Genomic DNA, 15,690 nt, shown 5'->3' on the forward strand with positions numbered 1-15,690 from the left:
CGCGTGCGCAACGCTGCATTCTTTCGGCTACGGGTCAGGATGGGATGGTAAGGTTGGCAACCTCCCCACGCCGCCCTGTCCCCGTCCATGAGTCTGCCCGACCCCGTCCGTCGCGTCATCGCCCGAACACGCCGGCTGGCGCGCCGCAAGGTGCGCCAGATCAACCGTCTGTCCAGGAAGAGCGTGCAGCTCGGGCTGTTGCTCGGCGGCGCCGCGTTGGTGGCGCTCATGTCGCTGGGCTTTACCTATCTGGCCGACAAGGCGCTGGCCTGGAACCGCCAGTGGGTCGCCTACAACGGCTGGCTGGCGTTGCTGGTCATGCCGTTCGGGCTGGCCGCGCTGCGCTGGCTCACGCTGCGTTTCGCGCCCAACGCTTCCGGCAGCGGCATTCCGCAAGTTATCGGCGCCTTGTCGCTGCCGCCGGGCCCCAGCCAGAACAGCCTGGTGTCGCTGGCCCAAAGCCTTTGGAAGATACCGCTGGCGTTCTTCGGCATGCTGTGCGGCGCGTCGATCGGCCGCGAGGGTCCTTCCGTGCAGGTCGGCGCGGCGCTGATGCTGGCGTGGGGCGATTTCTGGAAACGCCGCGGCTTGCAGCTGCGCGGTTTTCACGCCAACGAGCTGATCGCAGCGGGCGCCGCCGGCGGCCTGGCGGCGGCCTTCAACGCGCCGCTGGCCGGCGTCATTTTTGCCATCGAGGAACTGGGGCGCGGCACCGTGCTGCGCTGGCAGCGGCTGGTGCTGATCGGCGTGCTGGCCGCCGGCTTCCTGGTGGTGGCGGTGGAAGGCAACAATCCTTATTTTGGTGTCTTCGCCGGCGCGCCGCTGTCGCAGAACATGGTGATGTGGATCGTCATCTGCGGCGCGCTCAACGGCGCGCTGGGCGGCATCTTCGCCCGCCTGCTGGGCAAGGGGCCGATCGGCGCGGCGCCGCAGTCGTGGCGCGCCTGGATCCGGACGCATCCGATCTGGACGGCGTTCATCATGGGGCTGGCCTTGGCGGTGATCGGCCTGTGCACCGCGGGCAGCGTGTACGGCACCGGCTACGCCGTGGCGGCCGACCTGCTCAACGGCAAGGACTTGGTGCCCGACGGCTTTGGCCTGGCCAAGCTGGCGGCCACCGTCGCGTCCTATTGGGCGGGCATTCCCGGCGGCATCTTCACGCCGGCGCTGACCACGGGCGCGGGCATCGGCCATCACATCTGGGAACTGGCGGGCGAGGGCGTCGACCAGCGCGTGTTGGTGCTGCTGTCGATGGCGGCCTTCCTGGCGGCTGCCACCCAGGCGCCGTTGACGGCAAGCGTCGTGGTGATGGAAATGACCGGCAGCCAGCCGATGTTGTTCTGGCTGCTGGTCGGGTCGTTGCTCGCGTCGGGCGTGTCGCGCCAGTTCTGCCCGCAGCCGTTCTACCATTTGGCGGCCGGCCGCTTCCGTCGTCAGGCCATCGTCGACGCAGGCCGCGCGGCCAAGTCCGGGGCGCACTGATACCGGGCATGGGCGCCCCGGTTTCGTGCACGCGCGGGCCAGGCAATGTGAACGTCCACTGGACACTGTCCGTTCTGCGGACATCCTGGTAACGCACCAACTTGGCGCGAAACCGCTGCGTTAACATCGTCCGATCCCGAGTTCTTTCACTTCACTTCGAGCTTCCCATGACCGTGAATGCCTTTATCTGTGATGCGATTCGTACCCCCTTCGGCCGCTACGGCGGTGCGCTGGCTTCCGTGCGGCCCGACGATCTGGCTGCCGTAGCCATCAAGGCGCTGGCGGCGCGCAATCCTGGCGTGCGCTGGGAAGAACTCGACGACGCCATCATGGGTTGCGCCAACCAGGCGGGCGAAGACAACCGCAACGTGGCCCGCATGGCCACGCTGTTGGCCGGCCTGCCGGTCGAAGTGCCCGGCGCCACGGTCAACCGTTTGTGCGGCTCGGGTCTGGACGCCATCGGCACCGCCGCGCGCGCCATCCGCGCCGGAGAAGCCGGCCTGATGCTGGCCGGCGGCGTGGAAAGCATGAGCCGCGCCCCGTTCGTCATGGGCAAGGCCGACAGCGCCTTCTCGCGCAGCGCCGCCATTTATGACACCACCATCGGCTGGCGTTTCATCAACAAGCTGATGAAGGCGCAATACGGCGTGGACTCGATGCCCGAGACCGCCGAAAACGTCGCCGACGATTTCAACATCAGCCGCGCCGACCAGGATCTGTTCGCGCTGGCCAGCCAGGAAAAGACCGCGCGCGCCCAGAAGGAAGGATTTTTCGACGCCGAGATCGTGCCCGTGTCGATCGCCCAGAAAAAGGGTGACCCGATCATCGTCTCCAAGGACGAGCACCCGCGTGAAACGTCGCTGGAATCGCTGGCCAAGCTCAAGGGCGTGGTCCGCGAAGGCGGCAGCGTCACGGCCGGCAACGCGTCGGGCGTAAACGACGGCGCCGCCGCGCTGCTGCTGGCCGATGAAAAGGCCGCCGCCCGCCATGGCCTGACCCCGCGTGCCCGCGTCGTCGGCATGGCGACCGCCGGCGTCGCGCCGCGCATCATGGGCATCGGTCCGGCGCCCGCCACGCAGAAGGTGCTGGCTCAGACCGGCCTGACGCTGGATCAGATGGACGTGATCGAACTGAACGAAGCGTTCGCCGCGCAAGGTCTGGCCGTGCTGCGCCAGCTTGGCATCGCCGACAACGATCCGCGCGTGAACCCCAACGGCGGCGCGATCGCCCTGGGCCACCCGCTGGGCGCCAGCGGCGCGCGTCTGGCCACCACGGCCATCAACCAGTTGCATCGCACCGGCGGCCGCTACGCGCTGTGCACGATGTGCATCGGCGTCGGCCAAGGCATCGCGCTGATCATCGAACGCGTGTAAGGCGCGTGGTACGGCCTGCGGCGCGCGTCGCGCTGTCCGGCAAACAACAAGGGAGCCCTCGGGCTCCCTTTGTCATTACCTGCCGGGGCGGTCTGCCGGAAGGCGTCAGGGCAGGCCGTCGAGCTTTTTCCCGGCAGTGATGCCGTGCTTGCCGAACCAGCCTTGCGCCATTTCCAGCGCGTAGCGCACCGGCTTCTTTGCGCAATGCGGGTCTTCGGTCTGCGGCGCCATGTCTTCAATGTTGACGATCGTGCCGTCGTCGGCGATAAAGGCAATCGACAGGGGCAGCAGCGTGTTGCGCATCCAGAAGCACTGCACGTCCGGCTGGTCGAAGACGAACAGCATGCCGTCGTTGCCCGGCAGCTCCCTGCGGAACATCAGACCGTCGCGCCGCGTGGCGTCCGTGTTTGCAACTTCTGCGCGGATAATATGGATTCCGGCCGACAATTGCGTCGTGGGCAGACGCGGCTGCGGGCCGGTCTGCTGCTGGGCGCTGGCGGGCAGGGGCAGGGCGGCTGCGATCGCGATGGCGGCGGCGGCGATCACCGGCGCCTTGCGGCCACCCGCGTTTGCCGCTGACGATGCCTTGGTGAAGGTTGTTTTGAACAGCGTACGAACAATGGGAAACAAAACGGCAATCTTCAGCATGGCCCGGCGGAGTATTAAGAAAAATAACAAGGCGGGGCCCGAAAGCCCCGCCTGGATAATGGCGCAACCTTACCGTTGCGCTTTAAAGGGTAACTCAGGCAGCCGTAATATTGAGCGCCTGTTTTCCTTTAGGCCCCTGGATAATCTCGAAGGCCACTTTCTGGCCTTCTTTCAGGGTTTTAAAACCATTCATCTGGATGGACGAGAAGTGGGCGAACAGATCTTCACCGCCATCGTCGGGCGTAATGAAGCCAAACCCCTTTGCATCGTTGAACCATTTGACGGTGCCCGTCGATTTGGGATTGTCCCCTTGGACGGCGGTTGCGGTCGTATCAGACATGCGGCCTGCCTCATTGAATCGTATGTTGACAGAAGGGCATTGTGGTCTAGACCCCTGTCCCCCCTCCGGCTTCCTGGCAGATTTTCGGTAAATTGAAAACCCCAGAATGCGTGGATAATGCGCCGCTTTTCTTGACCTAGTCAAGTATGGATACTACGTATTTCTGCGTGTAATTTTCAGTAAGTTGAGTGGTTGCCGTCCCCAGTTTAAATAGAATACCCGCCCTATGAGTTCTACCTTGGATTCCCAGCATGACTTGGTCGTCGAGAAGGCGCCGGCACGTACTGCGCCGCCGCCGATGTACCAGGTGTTGCTGCTTAATGACGACTACACCCCGATGGAGTTCGTCGTGAAAGTGCTGCAGAAATTCTTCAATAAAAACCAGGAAGAGGCGACGCGCATCATGCTGCAAGTGCATCACGAAGGCCGAGGCGTCTGCGGGGTTTACCCCCGTGACCTCGCCGCCACACGGATCGCGCAAGTCGGTCAGTATGCGCGGGCGCGTCAACACCCGCTGCAGTGCGTGATGGAACCGGTTTGATCTCGACAAAACACAATGGCGCCGCCAGCAATGGCGGCGTTGTGCTGCCGGTTGCATCCCGGGCACAGGGATGAACGGTTTTGCCGCGTAACGGGAAGCGCGCGGCACATGCGGGTCGGCAGCTCCGCCGCTAAGGAGCGTTGCGTTCTAGTGGGCGGGGAGGTTTCGCCGTGAGTGGAAAGTTCAACAAGACCTGGCTGGCTGTAGCCGGGATCGCGGTGGTGGCCGGCGCAATTGGCGCGGGCTGGTGGATGGGCAAGGGGCAGCAGCCGGCAAGTCCGGCAGCGGTTCCGGCGGCGCAGACAGCGACCGCCGCGGCTCCGCAGGCGGCGAACAACGCGGCGCCGGCACTGCCTGCCACCGCAACCGTGGGTGCCGCGGATCCCTTCGCGGCCTTGAATTGCCAACCCCGCCAATACAACGATGCCTTGTCGCTGGCCGTGACCTTCACGCAGCCGGTGGATGCCAAGAGCAATCTGGACGCTTTCCTTCAGGTGACCGATACGGGTTCGACGGCCGGCAAGGCCGACGAGGACAGTGAATCGGCCGCCGCGCCGGGCCAGCAGCCGGCCTCGGTGCGTCCTGGCGATTCTGCGCCCAAGGGCAAGATCCTCAAGGGCAACTGGGTCGTCGGCGACAACCCGCGCGTGGTGTACTTCCCGTATGTGCAGCCGCAGCGCTCCTACGCGATCACGGTCCGCTCGGGCCTGCCCGGCGCGGGCGAAAAGGTCGCGCTGACCGAGGCTTCGCATTGCGAAGTCAGCACGCAGGCCATGCCGCCGTCGTTTTACTTCGCCAGCCGCGGCGTCGTGCTGCCCGCCGGCCAGAACGGCGGCCTGCCGGTCGCCACGGTGAACGTGCCCGAGGTTGACGTGCAGTTCCTGCGCGTGTCCCCCGACCGCGTGCCCGAACTCTTCGACACCGTGCTGGGCGTGGGCCGCGCGCCGGCCGCCTCGGAAGACGAGGACGACGGCAACTATGACGAGAACGACTGGCGCTACGCCGGTAACCGCAGCCTGAAGGGCTCGGTCAGCAACTGGGACCTGGACCGGCTGAATTCGCTGACGACCAGCGTCTATCAGGGCCGCTTCGTCACCGACGACAAGCCGAACCGCCGTCACGTCACGTTCCTGCCCGTCGAGGGCATCAAGGAACTGCAGGAGCCGGGCATCTACGTTGCGGTCATGAGCCAACCCGGCCGTTTCCGCTATGAGTACCAGGTCACCTATTTCTACGTCAGCGACATCGGGCTGCACGCCCGCCGCTACAGCGACCGCATCGAAGCGTATTCGGTGTCGCTGAAGTCCGGCCAGGCCATTTCCGGCGCGGTGTTTGAACTGGTGGACGGCGCCGGCAAGCCGCTGGCCAAGGCGGCCGCCGATGCGCAGGGCCATGTCCGCTTTGACGGCAGCTTTGCCAATGCCCGCGTCATCCGCGCCTCGCGCGACAAGGAAATGACCGTGCTGGCGCTGGGCGAACCGGCCCTGGATCTGTCCGAATTCGATACGGGCGGCCATGCGTCGCGCGCCAACAATCTGTTCGTCTACGCCGGCCGCAACCTGTATCGCCCCGGCGAGACCTTCCACGTATCGGTGCTGCCGCGCGACCTCGACGGCCGCGTGCTGACGCCGTCGCCGCTGACTGCCACCATCAAGCGTCCGGATGGCCGCACGATGCAGACCGCGCTGTGGCAACCGCAGAAGGATCTGCCCGGTTACGTCGAACGCGCGATCGAACTGCCGCTGGATGCCCAGACCGGCACGTGGCTGCTGGAACTGCGCGTCGATCCGTCCTCGCGCGCGCCGGATGCCTCGTGGAAGTTCCAGGTCGAGGAATTCCTGCCCGAACGCATGAAGATGGCGCTGACCTCGGGCCAGGACGTGTTGTCCCCCGACGAGGAGCTGACCGTCGATGTGCAGGGCGACTACCTGTATGGCGCGCCGGCTGCCGGCAACCGTCTGCTGGCCACCTTCCAGGTCAAACGTGATCGTTTTGCGCTGGCCCAGCAATGGCCCGGCTTCATCTTTGGCGACGTGGCCGACGATACGCGCCGCAGCTTCGGTGAACTGCCGGAATCCGCGCTGGACGACAAGGGCCGCGCGCAGCTCGACGTGAACCCGAACGCCGCCGGCACGCATTCGCCCATGAAGGTCCGTGTGTCCGCCAGCCTGCTGGAATCCGGTGGCCGCCCGGTGGTCCGCTCCATCGAACGCACCGTCTGGCCCGCCGACAAGCTGATCGCCGTCCGTCCGCAGTTCGACAGCGACGTGGCCCGCGAGAACGCGCCGGCCGGTTTTGAAGTCATCCGCGCCAACGCGCAAGGCAAGATCGAACCGCTCGCGCAGGCGCAGATGCGTCTGTTCCGCGAAGAGCGCCAGTACTACTGGCGCTTCGACGACCAGCGCGGTTGGAACAGCGGCTATACCGAAACCGAAGAACTGGTCGACTCGCGCGAAATTGCGCTGAACGATCGCACCCAGCTGACCGTGCCGGTCAAGTGGGGCCGCTACCGTCTGGAAATCACGGATCCGGAAACCGGCGAAACGATGCGCTATCGCTTCTATGCCGGCTGGAACGCGCAGGACGCCGATGCCATGGGCAACCGTCCCGACCGCGTGCAGATGAAGCTGGAAGGCGTGCCCGCCAAGCCGGGCGACACCGTCAAGCTGACGCTGACTCCGCCGCATGATGGCCAGGCGCTCATCACCGTCGAAGGCGACCGCATGCTGTGGTCCAAGTGGGTGGCCGTGAAGGCCACGGGCACCGAGGTCGAGATTCCGGTCGACAAGGAATGGAAGCGCCACGACCTGTACGTGGCCGCGGCGGTATTCCGCCCCGGCAGCGAAGGCGACCGCGTCACGCCGGCCCGCGCGCTGGGCCTGGCGTTCCTGCCGATCGCCAGCGCCGACCGCAAGCTGGACGTCAAGCTCACCGCCGCGCCCAAGGCCGTGCCGGAGACCAAGACGACCGTGCGCGTCAAGGTCGATGGCGCGCAGGGCAAGCAGGCGATGGTGACGCTGTCCGCGGTCGACGTGGGCATTCTCAACATCAACCAGTACGCCACGCCCGATCCGCTGGATTACTTCTTCGGCAAGCACCGCTACGCGCCCGAGTTGCTGGACATGTACGGCAAGCTCATCGAGAAGATGGACGGCACGAAGGGCAAGCTGAAGTGGGGCGGCGACGCCGCAATGCGCGGCGACAGCAAGAGCCTGCCCAAGAAGGTCAAGCTGGTGGATCTGTTCTCGGGTCCCGTTGCGCTCAACGCGCAGGGCGAAGCGGACATCCCGCTGGACCTGCCTGACTTCAATGGCACGCTGCGCCTGATGGCCGTCGCGTTCACGCCCGACAACTACGGCAGCACCGACGCCGAAATGGTCGTGGCAGCGCCCATCGTGGCGGAACTGAACACCCCGCGTTTCATCACGCCGGGCGACCAGGCCGCCATTGCGCTGGACGTTACCAACATGAGCGGCGCCGAACAGAAGATCTCGGTCAAGCTCGAAGCCCTGGATCCGCTGGCCATCGTCGACGGCGTGCGCACTGTCACGTTGAAAGACAAGCAGCGCACGACGCTGCGGTTCACGGCCACCACCACCGGTTCGTACGGCCTGGGCCTGATGCGTCTGACCGTGGACGGGCAGGGCGGCGCCAAGCCGATCCGCATCGTGCGCGAGTCCGTGCTGCAGGTGCAGCCCGCGCATGCGCCGGAGCGCCAGGTGCGGCGTCTGCGCCTGAATCCGGGCGAGTCGCAACCGGCGCAGGCGTCGTGGGTCGCTTCCTATTACCCGGACTCGACGACCGTCAGCCTGACCGTGTCCAATCGTCCGCCGTTCAACGTCAACCGTCTGGTCGAGGACCTGCTCAACTATCCGTATGGATGCACCGAGCAGACCATCAGCGCGGCCATGCCGTGGGTGATGCTGGATGAAGACGCCGCCAAGCAGTTCGGCCTGAAGCCGCGCACCGAGGCCGAACGCGCCGCCAAGGTCGCCGGCGCCATCAGCCGCCTGTCGGGCATGCGCAACTCGGTCGGTTCGTACAACCTCTGGAGCGGCGCGTCCTCGCGCGACGTGTGGCTGACGGCCTACGCCGTGGGCTTCATGCAGGACGCACGCGATCGTGGCTTCGATGTGCCCGACGCGTCGCTGGATCGTTCGCGGACGTGGCTGCTGGAGCAGGTGCAGCAGAGCGCCGGCGCATTCGGTACGTGGTCGGCCAACCTGCGCCGCAACGTCGAGGCCAACCGCATCGACAGCAGCGACGCCAACGTGCTGCGCGAAGACCATCGCCGCTTTGCCGGCCTGGCCACCGCCGCGCTGGTGCTGGCGCGCGACAAGAAGGCGCCGTTGTCGACCGTGCGTCAGCTGTTCGACAACTATCAGGAGCGCGCGCGCTCGCCGCTGCCGCTGGTGCAACTGGCCGCCGCCTTCAAGCTGATGGGTGACGAAGGGCGCATGAAGCAGGCGCTTGACCTGGCCATGACGCGCACCTATGGCATCAACATCAACAACCGCAGCAGCGCCTACTACGACGAATGGATGGGCGACTACGGCAGCAGCGTGCGCGACTACGCGTTGTCCTACGCGCTGGTCTCGCAATACGAGCTGCGCCACGAACGCAGCGAGAACCTGCTGAATCAGCTCTCCAGCCGCCTGGGCAACCGTTCGTACCTGTCCACGCAGGAGCAGATGGCTTTGCTGCTGGCCGCGCGCGCCGCGGGCGGCAACAAGAACACGCCGTGGGAAGCGGTGCTGACCGTCAATGGCGAGCGCAAGCCGCTGACGGGCGGCAAGAGCGACCAGACCGTGTCGCTGTCGGCCGCGGATCTGGCGGGCACGCAGTTGCAGAACACGGGCAGCCAATCGCTGTTTGTCGAATACGACATCCAGGGCAGCCCGACCGCGACGCCCGCGCCGCGCAACGACATCATCCAGCTCAAGCGTGGCTGGTACCGTCCGGACGGCCGCCCGTGGGACGGCGGCACCCTGCAGACCGGCGACATGCTGGTGGTGTGGGTCCAGGCCAGCGCCAACCAGAACATCCCCGATGGTCTGCTGGTTGACCGCGTTCCGGCGGGCTTCGAGGTCGAAAACCTCAACCTGTCGCAGAGCCCGGAAATGCAGGACTGGAAGATCGGCGGGCGCCGCGTGGCCGACGCCATGTCGGATTCCAACATCAAGCATCGCGAGTTCCGCGACGACCGCTACGTCGCCGCAGTGTCGCTGGGCCGTGGCAAGGTGGACGTGTTCTATCTGGTGCGCGTCGTGACGCCGGGTCGCTACGCGGTGCCGTCGACGGTGGCCGAGGATATGTACCGCCCCGAAATCCGCGGCGTGGGTGAGCAATGGAGCACGGTCGAAATCCGCGATCGCGGCGCCAAGCGTCCTTGAACGCCGCCGCTGCTTGCCAGTCGGGCGCATCGCGCGCCCGCCGCTGGCGGCGGCGCGGCATCTTCGCGGCCAGCGCGTTGTCTGCGCTGGCCGCGTTGTTATTCGCGCTCGACCGTCTGTATCCGCTGCCTCCCATCGATTCGGGCGGGGCGGCGGTTGTCGTCGCCGCCGATGGCACGCCGCTGCGCAACTATCCCAGCCGCGACGGCATCTGGCGCTATCCGGTCCAGCCCGATCAGGTTTCGCCCCGCTACCTGGAGACGCTGCTCACCTACGAGGACCGCTGGTTCTACTGGCACCCCGGGGTGAACCCCGTGGCGCTCGCACGCGCGGGCTGGCAGTGGGCCACCAACCGCCGCATCGTGTCTGGCGGCTCCACGCTGACCATGCAGGTGGCGCGGCTGATCGATCCGCAACTGGCGGGCAAGCCGTCGCGCACGATGTCGGCCAAGCTGCGGCAGGCGTGGCGCGCCGTGCAGCTGGAAATGCACTATAGCAAGGACGAAATCCTTTCCCTTTACCTGACCCACGCGCCGATGGGCGGCATCGTCGAGGGCGTCGAGATGGGCTCGCGGCTGTGGCTGGGCAAGCCGGCCCGCGACCTGGGCCCGGCAGAAGCGGCGATGCTGACCGCCTTGCCGCAGGCCCCGTCACGGCTGCGTCCCGACCGTCATCCCGAGGCCGCCCAGGCCGCCCGCGACAAGGTGCTGGACCGCATGGCCGAACTCGGCCGCTGGACTCCGGCTGAGGTGGCTGACGCCAAGATAGAAACTGTCATCGCGCCGCCGTTGCGGGCGCGCTGGCTGGCGCCCCTGGCGGCGCAGCGCCTGCTGCTGGAAGCGGGCGGCGCGCGCCGCGCGGGTGGCCGGCCACCCCTGGTCACCTCCACGCTGGATGCGGACATGCAGGCGTCGGTGGAACAAATGTTGCTGGACCGGGTCGATAACCTTCCGCCCAAGGTGTCGATGGCGGTGCTGGTGATGGACAACGATTCCCTGGAGGTCAAGGCTTACGCCGGGTCGGCAGATTTTTCCGACGATTCCCGGTACTCGCATGTGGACATGGTGCGCGGCGTGCGATCGCCGGGGTCGACGCTCAAGCCGTTTCTGTATGCCCAGGCCCTGGACGAGGGGCTGATCCATTCTGAAAGCCTGCTGATCGACGCGCCCATGTCGTTCGGCGGCTACGCACCCGGGAATTTCCAGGCGGCCTTCGCCGGCCCGATCAGCGTGGCTCAGGCGTTGCAGCGGTCGCTCAACGTGCCTGCGGTGGACCTGCTGGACCGGGTCGGACCAGCCAGTTTTGCCTCGGTTATGCTGGCGGGCGGCGTGAAGTTACGAATGCCCGCGGGCGCCGAGCCAAATCTGAGCTTGATTTTGGGCGGGGGTGGCACCACATTGGAAGAACTGGTCGGCGCGTATCGTGCGCTGGCCCGGGACGGCATCTCGGGGCGGCCCCGCTTGACGGCGGAGCAGCCGGTTGTCGAGTCCCGTATGATGAGTCCTGGCGCGGCCTGGATCGTCCGGGACATCCTCGAAGGCGGTGGACACCCGGACCGGCCGTTTTACCAGTCGGGCAATCCCGGCCGGCAACTGGCCTGGAAAACCGGGACCAGTTTCGGATTCCGGGATGCCTGGGCGGTCGGTGTGACCGACAGATGGACGATCGGCGTATGGGTCGGCAGGCCCGACGGTACGCCGAATCCAGGATTTTTTGGGGCGAATGTGGCGGCGCCGCTACTGCAGGATATCGTGGCGGCATTGCCGGAAGGCGCCCAGCAGGTCCGCGTCAGGCCCGAAACGGTGCAGGCGGTGGTGACATGCTGGCCCTTGGGTTACAGGCTGGGTAGCGAGCCCTCGGGCGCGTGTCCCGAACAGCGGGCAGCCTGGATGCTCAATGAAACGGCGCCGCCCTCGTTTGCCGGCTATGCCGATGCCACCCAGGGACCGCTTCGGCTCGGGGGTGTGGCCAACGGCTCGGTGCTGCGGCCCGTGCCCGGCATGCGGCAAGTTGCGCTGGACGTCGACGTCCAGGGCGCTGAAGGCGAAGTCTGGTGGATGCTCGATGGTCGTGTCGCAAGTCATGGCGCCGCGGGTCATCCGTTTAATTTGGTGCTGGCGCACGACGGCCGGTATACGCTAACCGTCATGGATACACATGGCCGGCACGACAGCGTGGTTTTTGAAATCGCTGGCGTTACGCCATGATCGGCATAGAATATGAATCGTGTATTAGCCCGCTTCGATGCGTTACGGAGGAAGCGTGATTTCTCAAGAGCTTGAAGTCAGCCTGCATATGGCTTTCGTCGAGGCCCGTTCGGCCCGGCACGAATTTATTACCGTCGAGCACCTGCTGTTGGCGTTGCTCGACAACGCTTCGGCGGTCGAGGTCCTGCGCGCCTGCGCGGCCAACCTGGACGACCTGCGTCGCAACCTGCGCCAGTTCGTATCGGAAAACACCCCGGTGATCCCCAGTGGCGCCGAAGTCGACACGCAACCCACGTTGGGTTTCCAGCGCGTCATTCAGCGCGCGATCATGCACGTTTCCGCCGGTGGCACGGGCAAGAAGCCTGTGACGGGCGCGAACGTGCTGGTGGCCATTTTTGGCGAAAAGGACTCGCACGCCGTGTACTACCTGCAACAGCAGGGCGTCACGCGCCTGGACGTGGTCAATTTCCTGTCCCATGGCATTACCAAACAGCCGCAGGTGGAGTCCGCCGCCGTGCAGAAAGAGCAACAGCCCAATGGTGAAGAGCAGGGCGACTCGCGTCAGTCGCCGCTGGATCAGTACGCCACCGACCTGAACGCCGCCGCGCTGGCCGGCCGCATCGATCCCCTGATCGGCCGCGAGCACGAAGTCGAGCGCGTCATTCAGGTGCTGTGCCGCCGCCGCAAGAACAACCCGCTGCTGGTGGGCGAGGCGGGCGTTGGCAAGACCGCCATCGCGGAAGGCCTGGCCTGGCGCATTACGCGCGGCGAAGTGCCCGAAGTCCTGCAGGCCGCTCAGGTCTATTCGCTGGACATGGGCGCGCTGCTGGCCGGCACCAAGTACCGCGGCGATTTCGAACAGCGTCTGAAAGGCGTGCTCAAGCAGATCCGCGGCAACCCCGACGCGATCCTGTTCATCGACGAAATCCACACGCTGATCGGCGCCGGTTCGGCGTCGGGCGGTACGCTGGATGCCTCCAACCTGCTCAAGCCGGCGTTGTCGTCGGGGCAGCTCAAGTGCATCGGCGCCACCACCTACACCGAATACCGCGGCGTCTTCGAAAAAGATCACGCGCTGTCGCGCCGGTTCCAGAAGATCGACGTGCCCGAGCCCAGCATCGAACAGACCGTGCAGATCCTGCGCGGCCTGAAAAGCCGCTTCGAAGAGCACCACAGCGTGCGCTATTCGGCCGCGGCGCTGTCGGCTGCCGCCGAGCTGTCGGCGCGCTTCATCAATGACCGCCACCTGCCCGACAAGGCCATCGACGTGATCGACGAGGCCGGCGCCGCGCAACGCCTGTTGCCGCGTTCGCGCCAGAAGAAGGTGATCGGCAAGGTCGATATCGAAAACATCGTTTCCAAGATTGCGCGCATTCCGCCGCAGTCCGTCTCCAACGACGACCGCAGCAAGCTGGCCACGCTGGACCGCGACCTGAAGACGGTGGTGTTCGGCCAGGATGGCGCGATCGACGCGCTGTCGGCCGCCATCAAGATGGCGCGCTCGGGCCTGGGCAAGCCGGAAAAGCCGATCGGCGCTTTCCTGTTGTCCGGCCCCACGGGCGTCGGCAAGACCGAAGTTGCACGCCAGCTGGCGTTCACGCTGGGTGTCGAACTGCTGCGCTTCGACATGTCCGAGTACATGGAGCGCCACGCGGTGTCGCGCCTGATCGGCGCGCCGCCCGGATACGTGGGTTTCGACCAGGGCGGCCTGCTTACCGAGGCAATCACCAAGCAGCCGCATTGCGTGCTGCTGCTCGACGAAATCGAAAAGGCGCACCCGGATGTGTTCAACATCCTGCTGCAGGTCATGGACCACGGCACGCTGACCGACAACAACGGCCGCAAGGCAGACTTCCGCAACGTCATCCTCATCATGACGACCAACGCGGGCGCCGAGACCTTGAACCGTCCGTCGATCGGTTTTGCGAACTCGCGGATGGTGGGCGACGAAATGGCGGAAATCCGCCGCATGTTCACGCCAGAATTCCGCAACCGCCTGGACGCGATCATTCCCTTTGCCGCGCTGGACCACGAGGTCATCATGCGCGTGGTGGACAAGTTCCTCATGCAGCTTGAAGACCAGTTGCACGAGCGCCGCGTGGAAGCCGTATTCACCACGCGCCTGCGTGAACACCTTGCCAAGGAGGGGTTCGATCCGCTCATGGGCGCGCGTCCCATGCAACGTCTTATTCAGGACACCATCCGGCGCGCGCTGGCCGACGAGCTGCTGTTTGGCAAGCTGGTCGACGGCGGTTCGGTCACGGTGGATCTGGACGAGTCGGGCAAGGTCACGCTGGACTTTGACGATAGCGGCAAGCCGCCTTCGTCGGACGCGCCGGATAAGCAGGAAGTCGAACTCGTCGACTGATGACCGCGGACCGCCAGCCGCTGATCGAATGCGAACATTGCGCAAGCATCTATCGCCGACATCAGCTTGAACCTGGCGAGACCGCCAATTGTGCCCGCTGCGGCGCCGTGCTCTGGCGCTACAGCGGGCTTACTTTGTCCAATTGGCTGGCGCTCGCCATCACTGCCCTGATCGTCTTCGGGGTGGCCAACGCCTACCCGGTCGCTTCGATGTCCGTGCAGGGCATGGTCCAAGAAGCTTCCCTGCTGGATTCCATCTCCATTACCTGGCGTCAGGGCCATTGGGTCGTCTCCATCATGACCGGCCTGGCGGGCTTCGCGCTGCCGCTGTTGCAACTGATCGTGCTGCTGTGGGTGCTGGGTCCGCTGTCGCGGGGCCGCGAGCCCGCGGATTTCCACGCCGCCATGCGCCTTTTGGGTGTGCTGCGGCCGTGGTGCATGGTGCCGGTTTTCCTGCTTGGCGTGCTGGTTGCGGTCGTGAAACTGGCCGGGATGGCCGCGGTGGCGCCTGGCATCGGTCTGGCAGCGTTTGGCATCCTGACTGTGCTTCTGACGATGCTCGGCAAACTGTCGCCCCATGTGCTGTGGCGGTATGCCGAATCCGTCGGCGTGGTGCCCGTGCATGTGCCCGAAGCCGGGCCCGACGTCGTGTTGACCGGGTGCCACGTCTGCGGCCAGGTGCAGGCGCTGCCGAAGGACGCCGACCCCGAGGCGCATCATCACTGCGTGCGCTGCGACGCGGTGGTGCATTACCGCAAGCCCGACCATGTGGCGCGCACCTGGGCGCTGCTGCTTGCGGCCGTCGTCTTCTACATCCCTGCTAATGTGCTGCCGGTCATGAACGTCAGTTCGCTGCTGGGCGACAGCGCGCACACCATTCTGGGTGGCGTGGTGGAACTCTGGCAGATGGGCTCGTGGGACATTGCGCTGATCGTGTTCATCGCCAGCGTGGCGGTGCCGCTGACCAAGCTGCTGGCACTTATCTTGCTGCTGCTGACTGAGCAATGGCGTAGCACAACCAATCTGGGGGCGCGTACGCGGTTGTATCAGATGGTTGAATTCATTGGCCAGTGGTCCATGCTGGATGTATTTGTCGTTATATTGCTGGCGGCCCTGGCCGACTTTCAGGGCTTGATGGAAATCAGCGCCGGTGCCGGCGCCGCCGCGTTCGGCGTGGTTGTCATCCTGACCATGCTGGCTGCCATGAGCTTCGACCTGCGTCGTAGCTGGGACCTTGAAGGTCAGACCGAAATCGAATCAGCGCCGGTGGAGGGCCGGCATGCGCCGGCGTCCGTCTCCGGCAAGCAAGTGGGCTAGGAAAGGCCTCCCGCCGTTGTTT

9 protein-coding genes are annotated in these 15,690 nt (G+C 65.7%); 7 read left to right on the plus strand and 2 right to left on the minus strand.

Annotation, left to right across the window (positions count from 1 at the left end):
* Positions 1-87: 87 nt before the first annotated feature.
* Complete coding sequence (locus tag AC6CIE_RS02820) at positions 88-1,482, plus strand: chloride channel protein (protein ID WP_498091069.1); 1,395 nt, start codon at positions 88-90, stop codon at positions 1,480-1,482.
* 167 nt (positions 1,483-1,649) lie between these two features.
* The gene (pcaF, locus tag AC6CIE_RS02825; protein ID WP_175123475.1) at positions 1,650-2,855 is read left to right on the plus strand and encodes a 3-oxoadipyl-CoA thiolase; all 1,206 of its coding nucleotides are present in this window, start codon (positions 1,650-1,652) and stop codon (positions 2,853-2,855) included.
* 105 nt (positions 2,856-2,960) lie between these two features.
* On the opposite strand, the gene AC6CIE_RS02830 is transcribed toward pcaF, so the two are convergent.
* Both AC6CIE_RS02830 and AC6CIE_RS02835 read right to left on the minus strand, forming a co-directional pair.
* Positions 2,961-3,503 (minus strand): DUF192 domain-containing protein, encoded by a 543-nt coding sequence (locus AC6CIE_RS02830; protein WP_175123474.1) that lies wholly within the window; start codon positions 3,501-3,503, stop codon positions 2,961-2,963.
* Positions 3,504-3,597: 94 nt separating this feature from the next.
* Positions 3,598-3,843: a cold-shock protein gene (locus tag AC6CIE_RS02835; protein ID WP_006220277.1), complete on the minus strand. Its 246-nt coding sequence runs from the start codon at positions 3,841-3,843 to the stop codon at positions 3,598-3,600.
* A gap of 226 nt (positions 3,844-4,069) precedes the next feature.
* Here AC6CIE_RS02835 and clpS point away from each other — a divergent pair, with 226 nt between their 5' ends.
* The 5 genes from clpS to AC6CIE_RS02860 all read left to right on the plus strand — a co-directional run bounded on the left by clpS (position 4,070) and on the right by AC6CIE_RS02860 (position 15,668).
* The gene (gene clpS, locus AC6CIE_RS02840; protein WP_056562630.1) at positions 4,070-4,384 is read left to right on the plus strand and encodes an ATP-dependent Clp protease adapter ClpS; all 315 of its coding nucleotides are present in this window, start codon (positions 4,070-4,072) and stop codon (positions 4,382-4,384) included.
* Between the two features lie 170 nt (positions 4,385-4,554).
* Positions 4,555-9,777, plus strand: coding sequence for an alpha-2-macroglobulin family protein (locus tag AC6CIE_RS02845; RefSeq protein WP_498091071.1), 5,223 nt, complete (start codon positions 4,555-4,557; stop codon positions 9,775-9,777).
* The gene (pbpC, locus tag AC6CIE_RS02850; RefSeq protein ID WP_498091073.1) at positions 9,732-11,984 is read left to right on the plus strand and encodes a penicillin-binding protein 1C; all 2,253 of its coding nucleotides are present in this window, start codon (positions 9,732-9,734) and stop codon (positions 11,982-11,984) included. Before AC6CIE_RS02845 ends, pbpC begins: the two co-directional genes overlap by 46 nt.
* 55 nt (positions 11,985-12,039) lie before the next feature.
* Complete coding sequence (clpA, locus tag AC6CIE_RS02855) at positions 12,040-14,352, plus strand: ATP-dependent Clp protease ATP-binding subunit ClpA (protein WP_175138389.1); 2,313 nt, start codon at positions 12,040-12,042, stop codon at positions 14,350-14,352.
* Complete coding sequence (locus AC6CIE_RS02860; protein WP_175123469.1) at positions 14,352-15,668, plus strand: paraquat-inducible protein A; 1,317 nt, start codon at positions 14,352-14,354, stop codon at positions 15,666-15,668. Before clpA ends, AC6CIE_RS02860 begins: the two co-directional genes overlap by 1 nt.
* The last annotated feature ends 22 nt before the right edge of the window (positions 15,669-15,690 follow it).

The sequence above is a fragment of the Achromobacter sp. GQ309 genome (genome assembly GCF_059759315.1).

Bases quoted from the DNA above. Each gene is read 5' to 3' on its own strand.
- AC6CIE_RS02835 (WP_006220277.1), bottom strand. From the start codon at position 3,843: ATGTCTGATACGACCGCAACCGCCGTCCAAGGGGACAATCCCAAATCG.
- AC6CIE_RS02820 (WP_498091069.1), top strand. From the start codon at position 88: ATGAGTCTGCCCGACCCCGTCCGTCGCGTCATCGCCCGAACACGCCGG.
- pbpC (WP_498091073.1), top strand. From the start codon at position 9,732: ATGGAGCACGGTCGAAATCCGCGATCGCGGCGCCAAGCGTCCTTGAAC.
- AC6CIE_RS02860 (WP_175123469.1), top strand. From the start codon at position 14,352: ATGACCGCGGACCGCCAGCCGCTGATCGAATGCGAACATTGCGCAAGC.
- AC6CIE_RS02830 (WP_175123474.1), bottom strand. From the start codon at position 3,503: ATGCTGAAGATTGCCGTTTTGTTTCCCATTGTTCGTACGCTGTTCAAA.
- clpS (WP_056562630.1), top strand. From the start codon at position 4,070: ATGAGTTCTACCTTGGATTCCCAGCATGACTTGGTCGTCGAGAAGGCG.
- pcaF (WP_175123475.1), top strand. From the start codon at position 1,650: ATGACCGTGAATGCCTTTATCTGTGATGCGATTCGTACCCCCTTCGGC.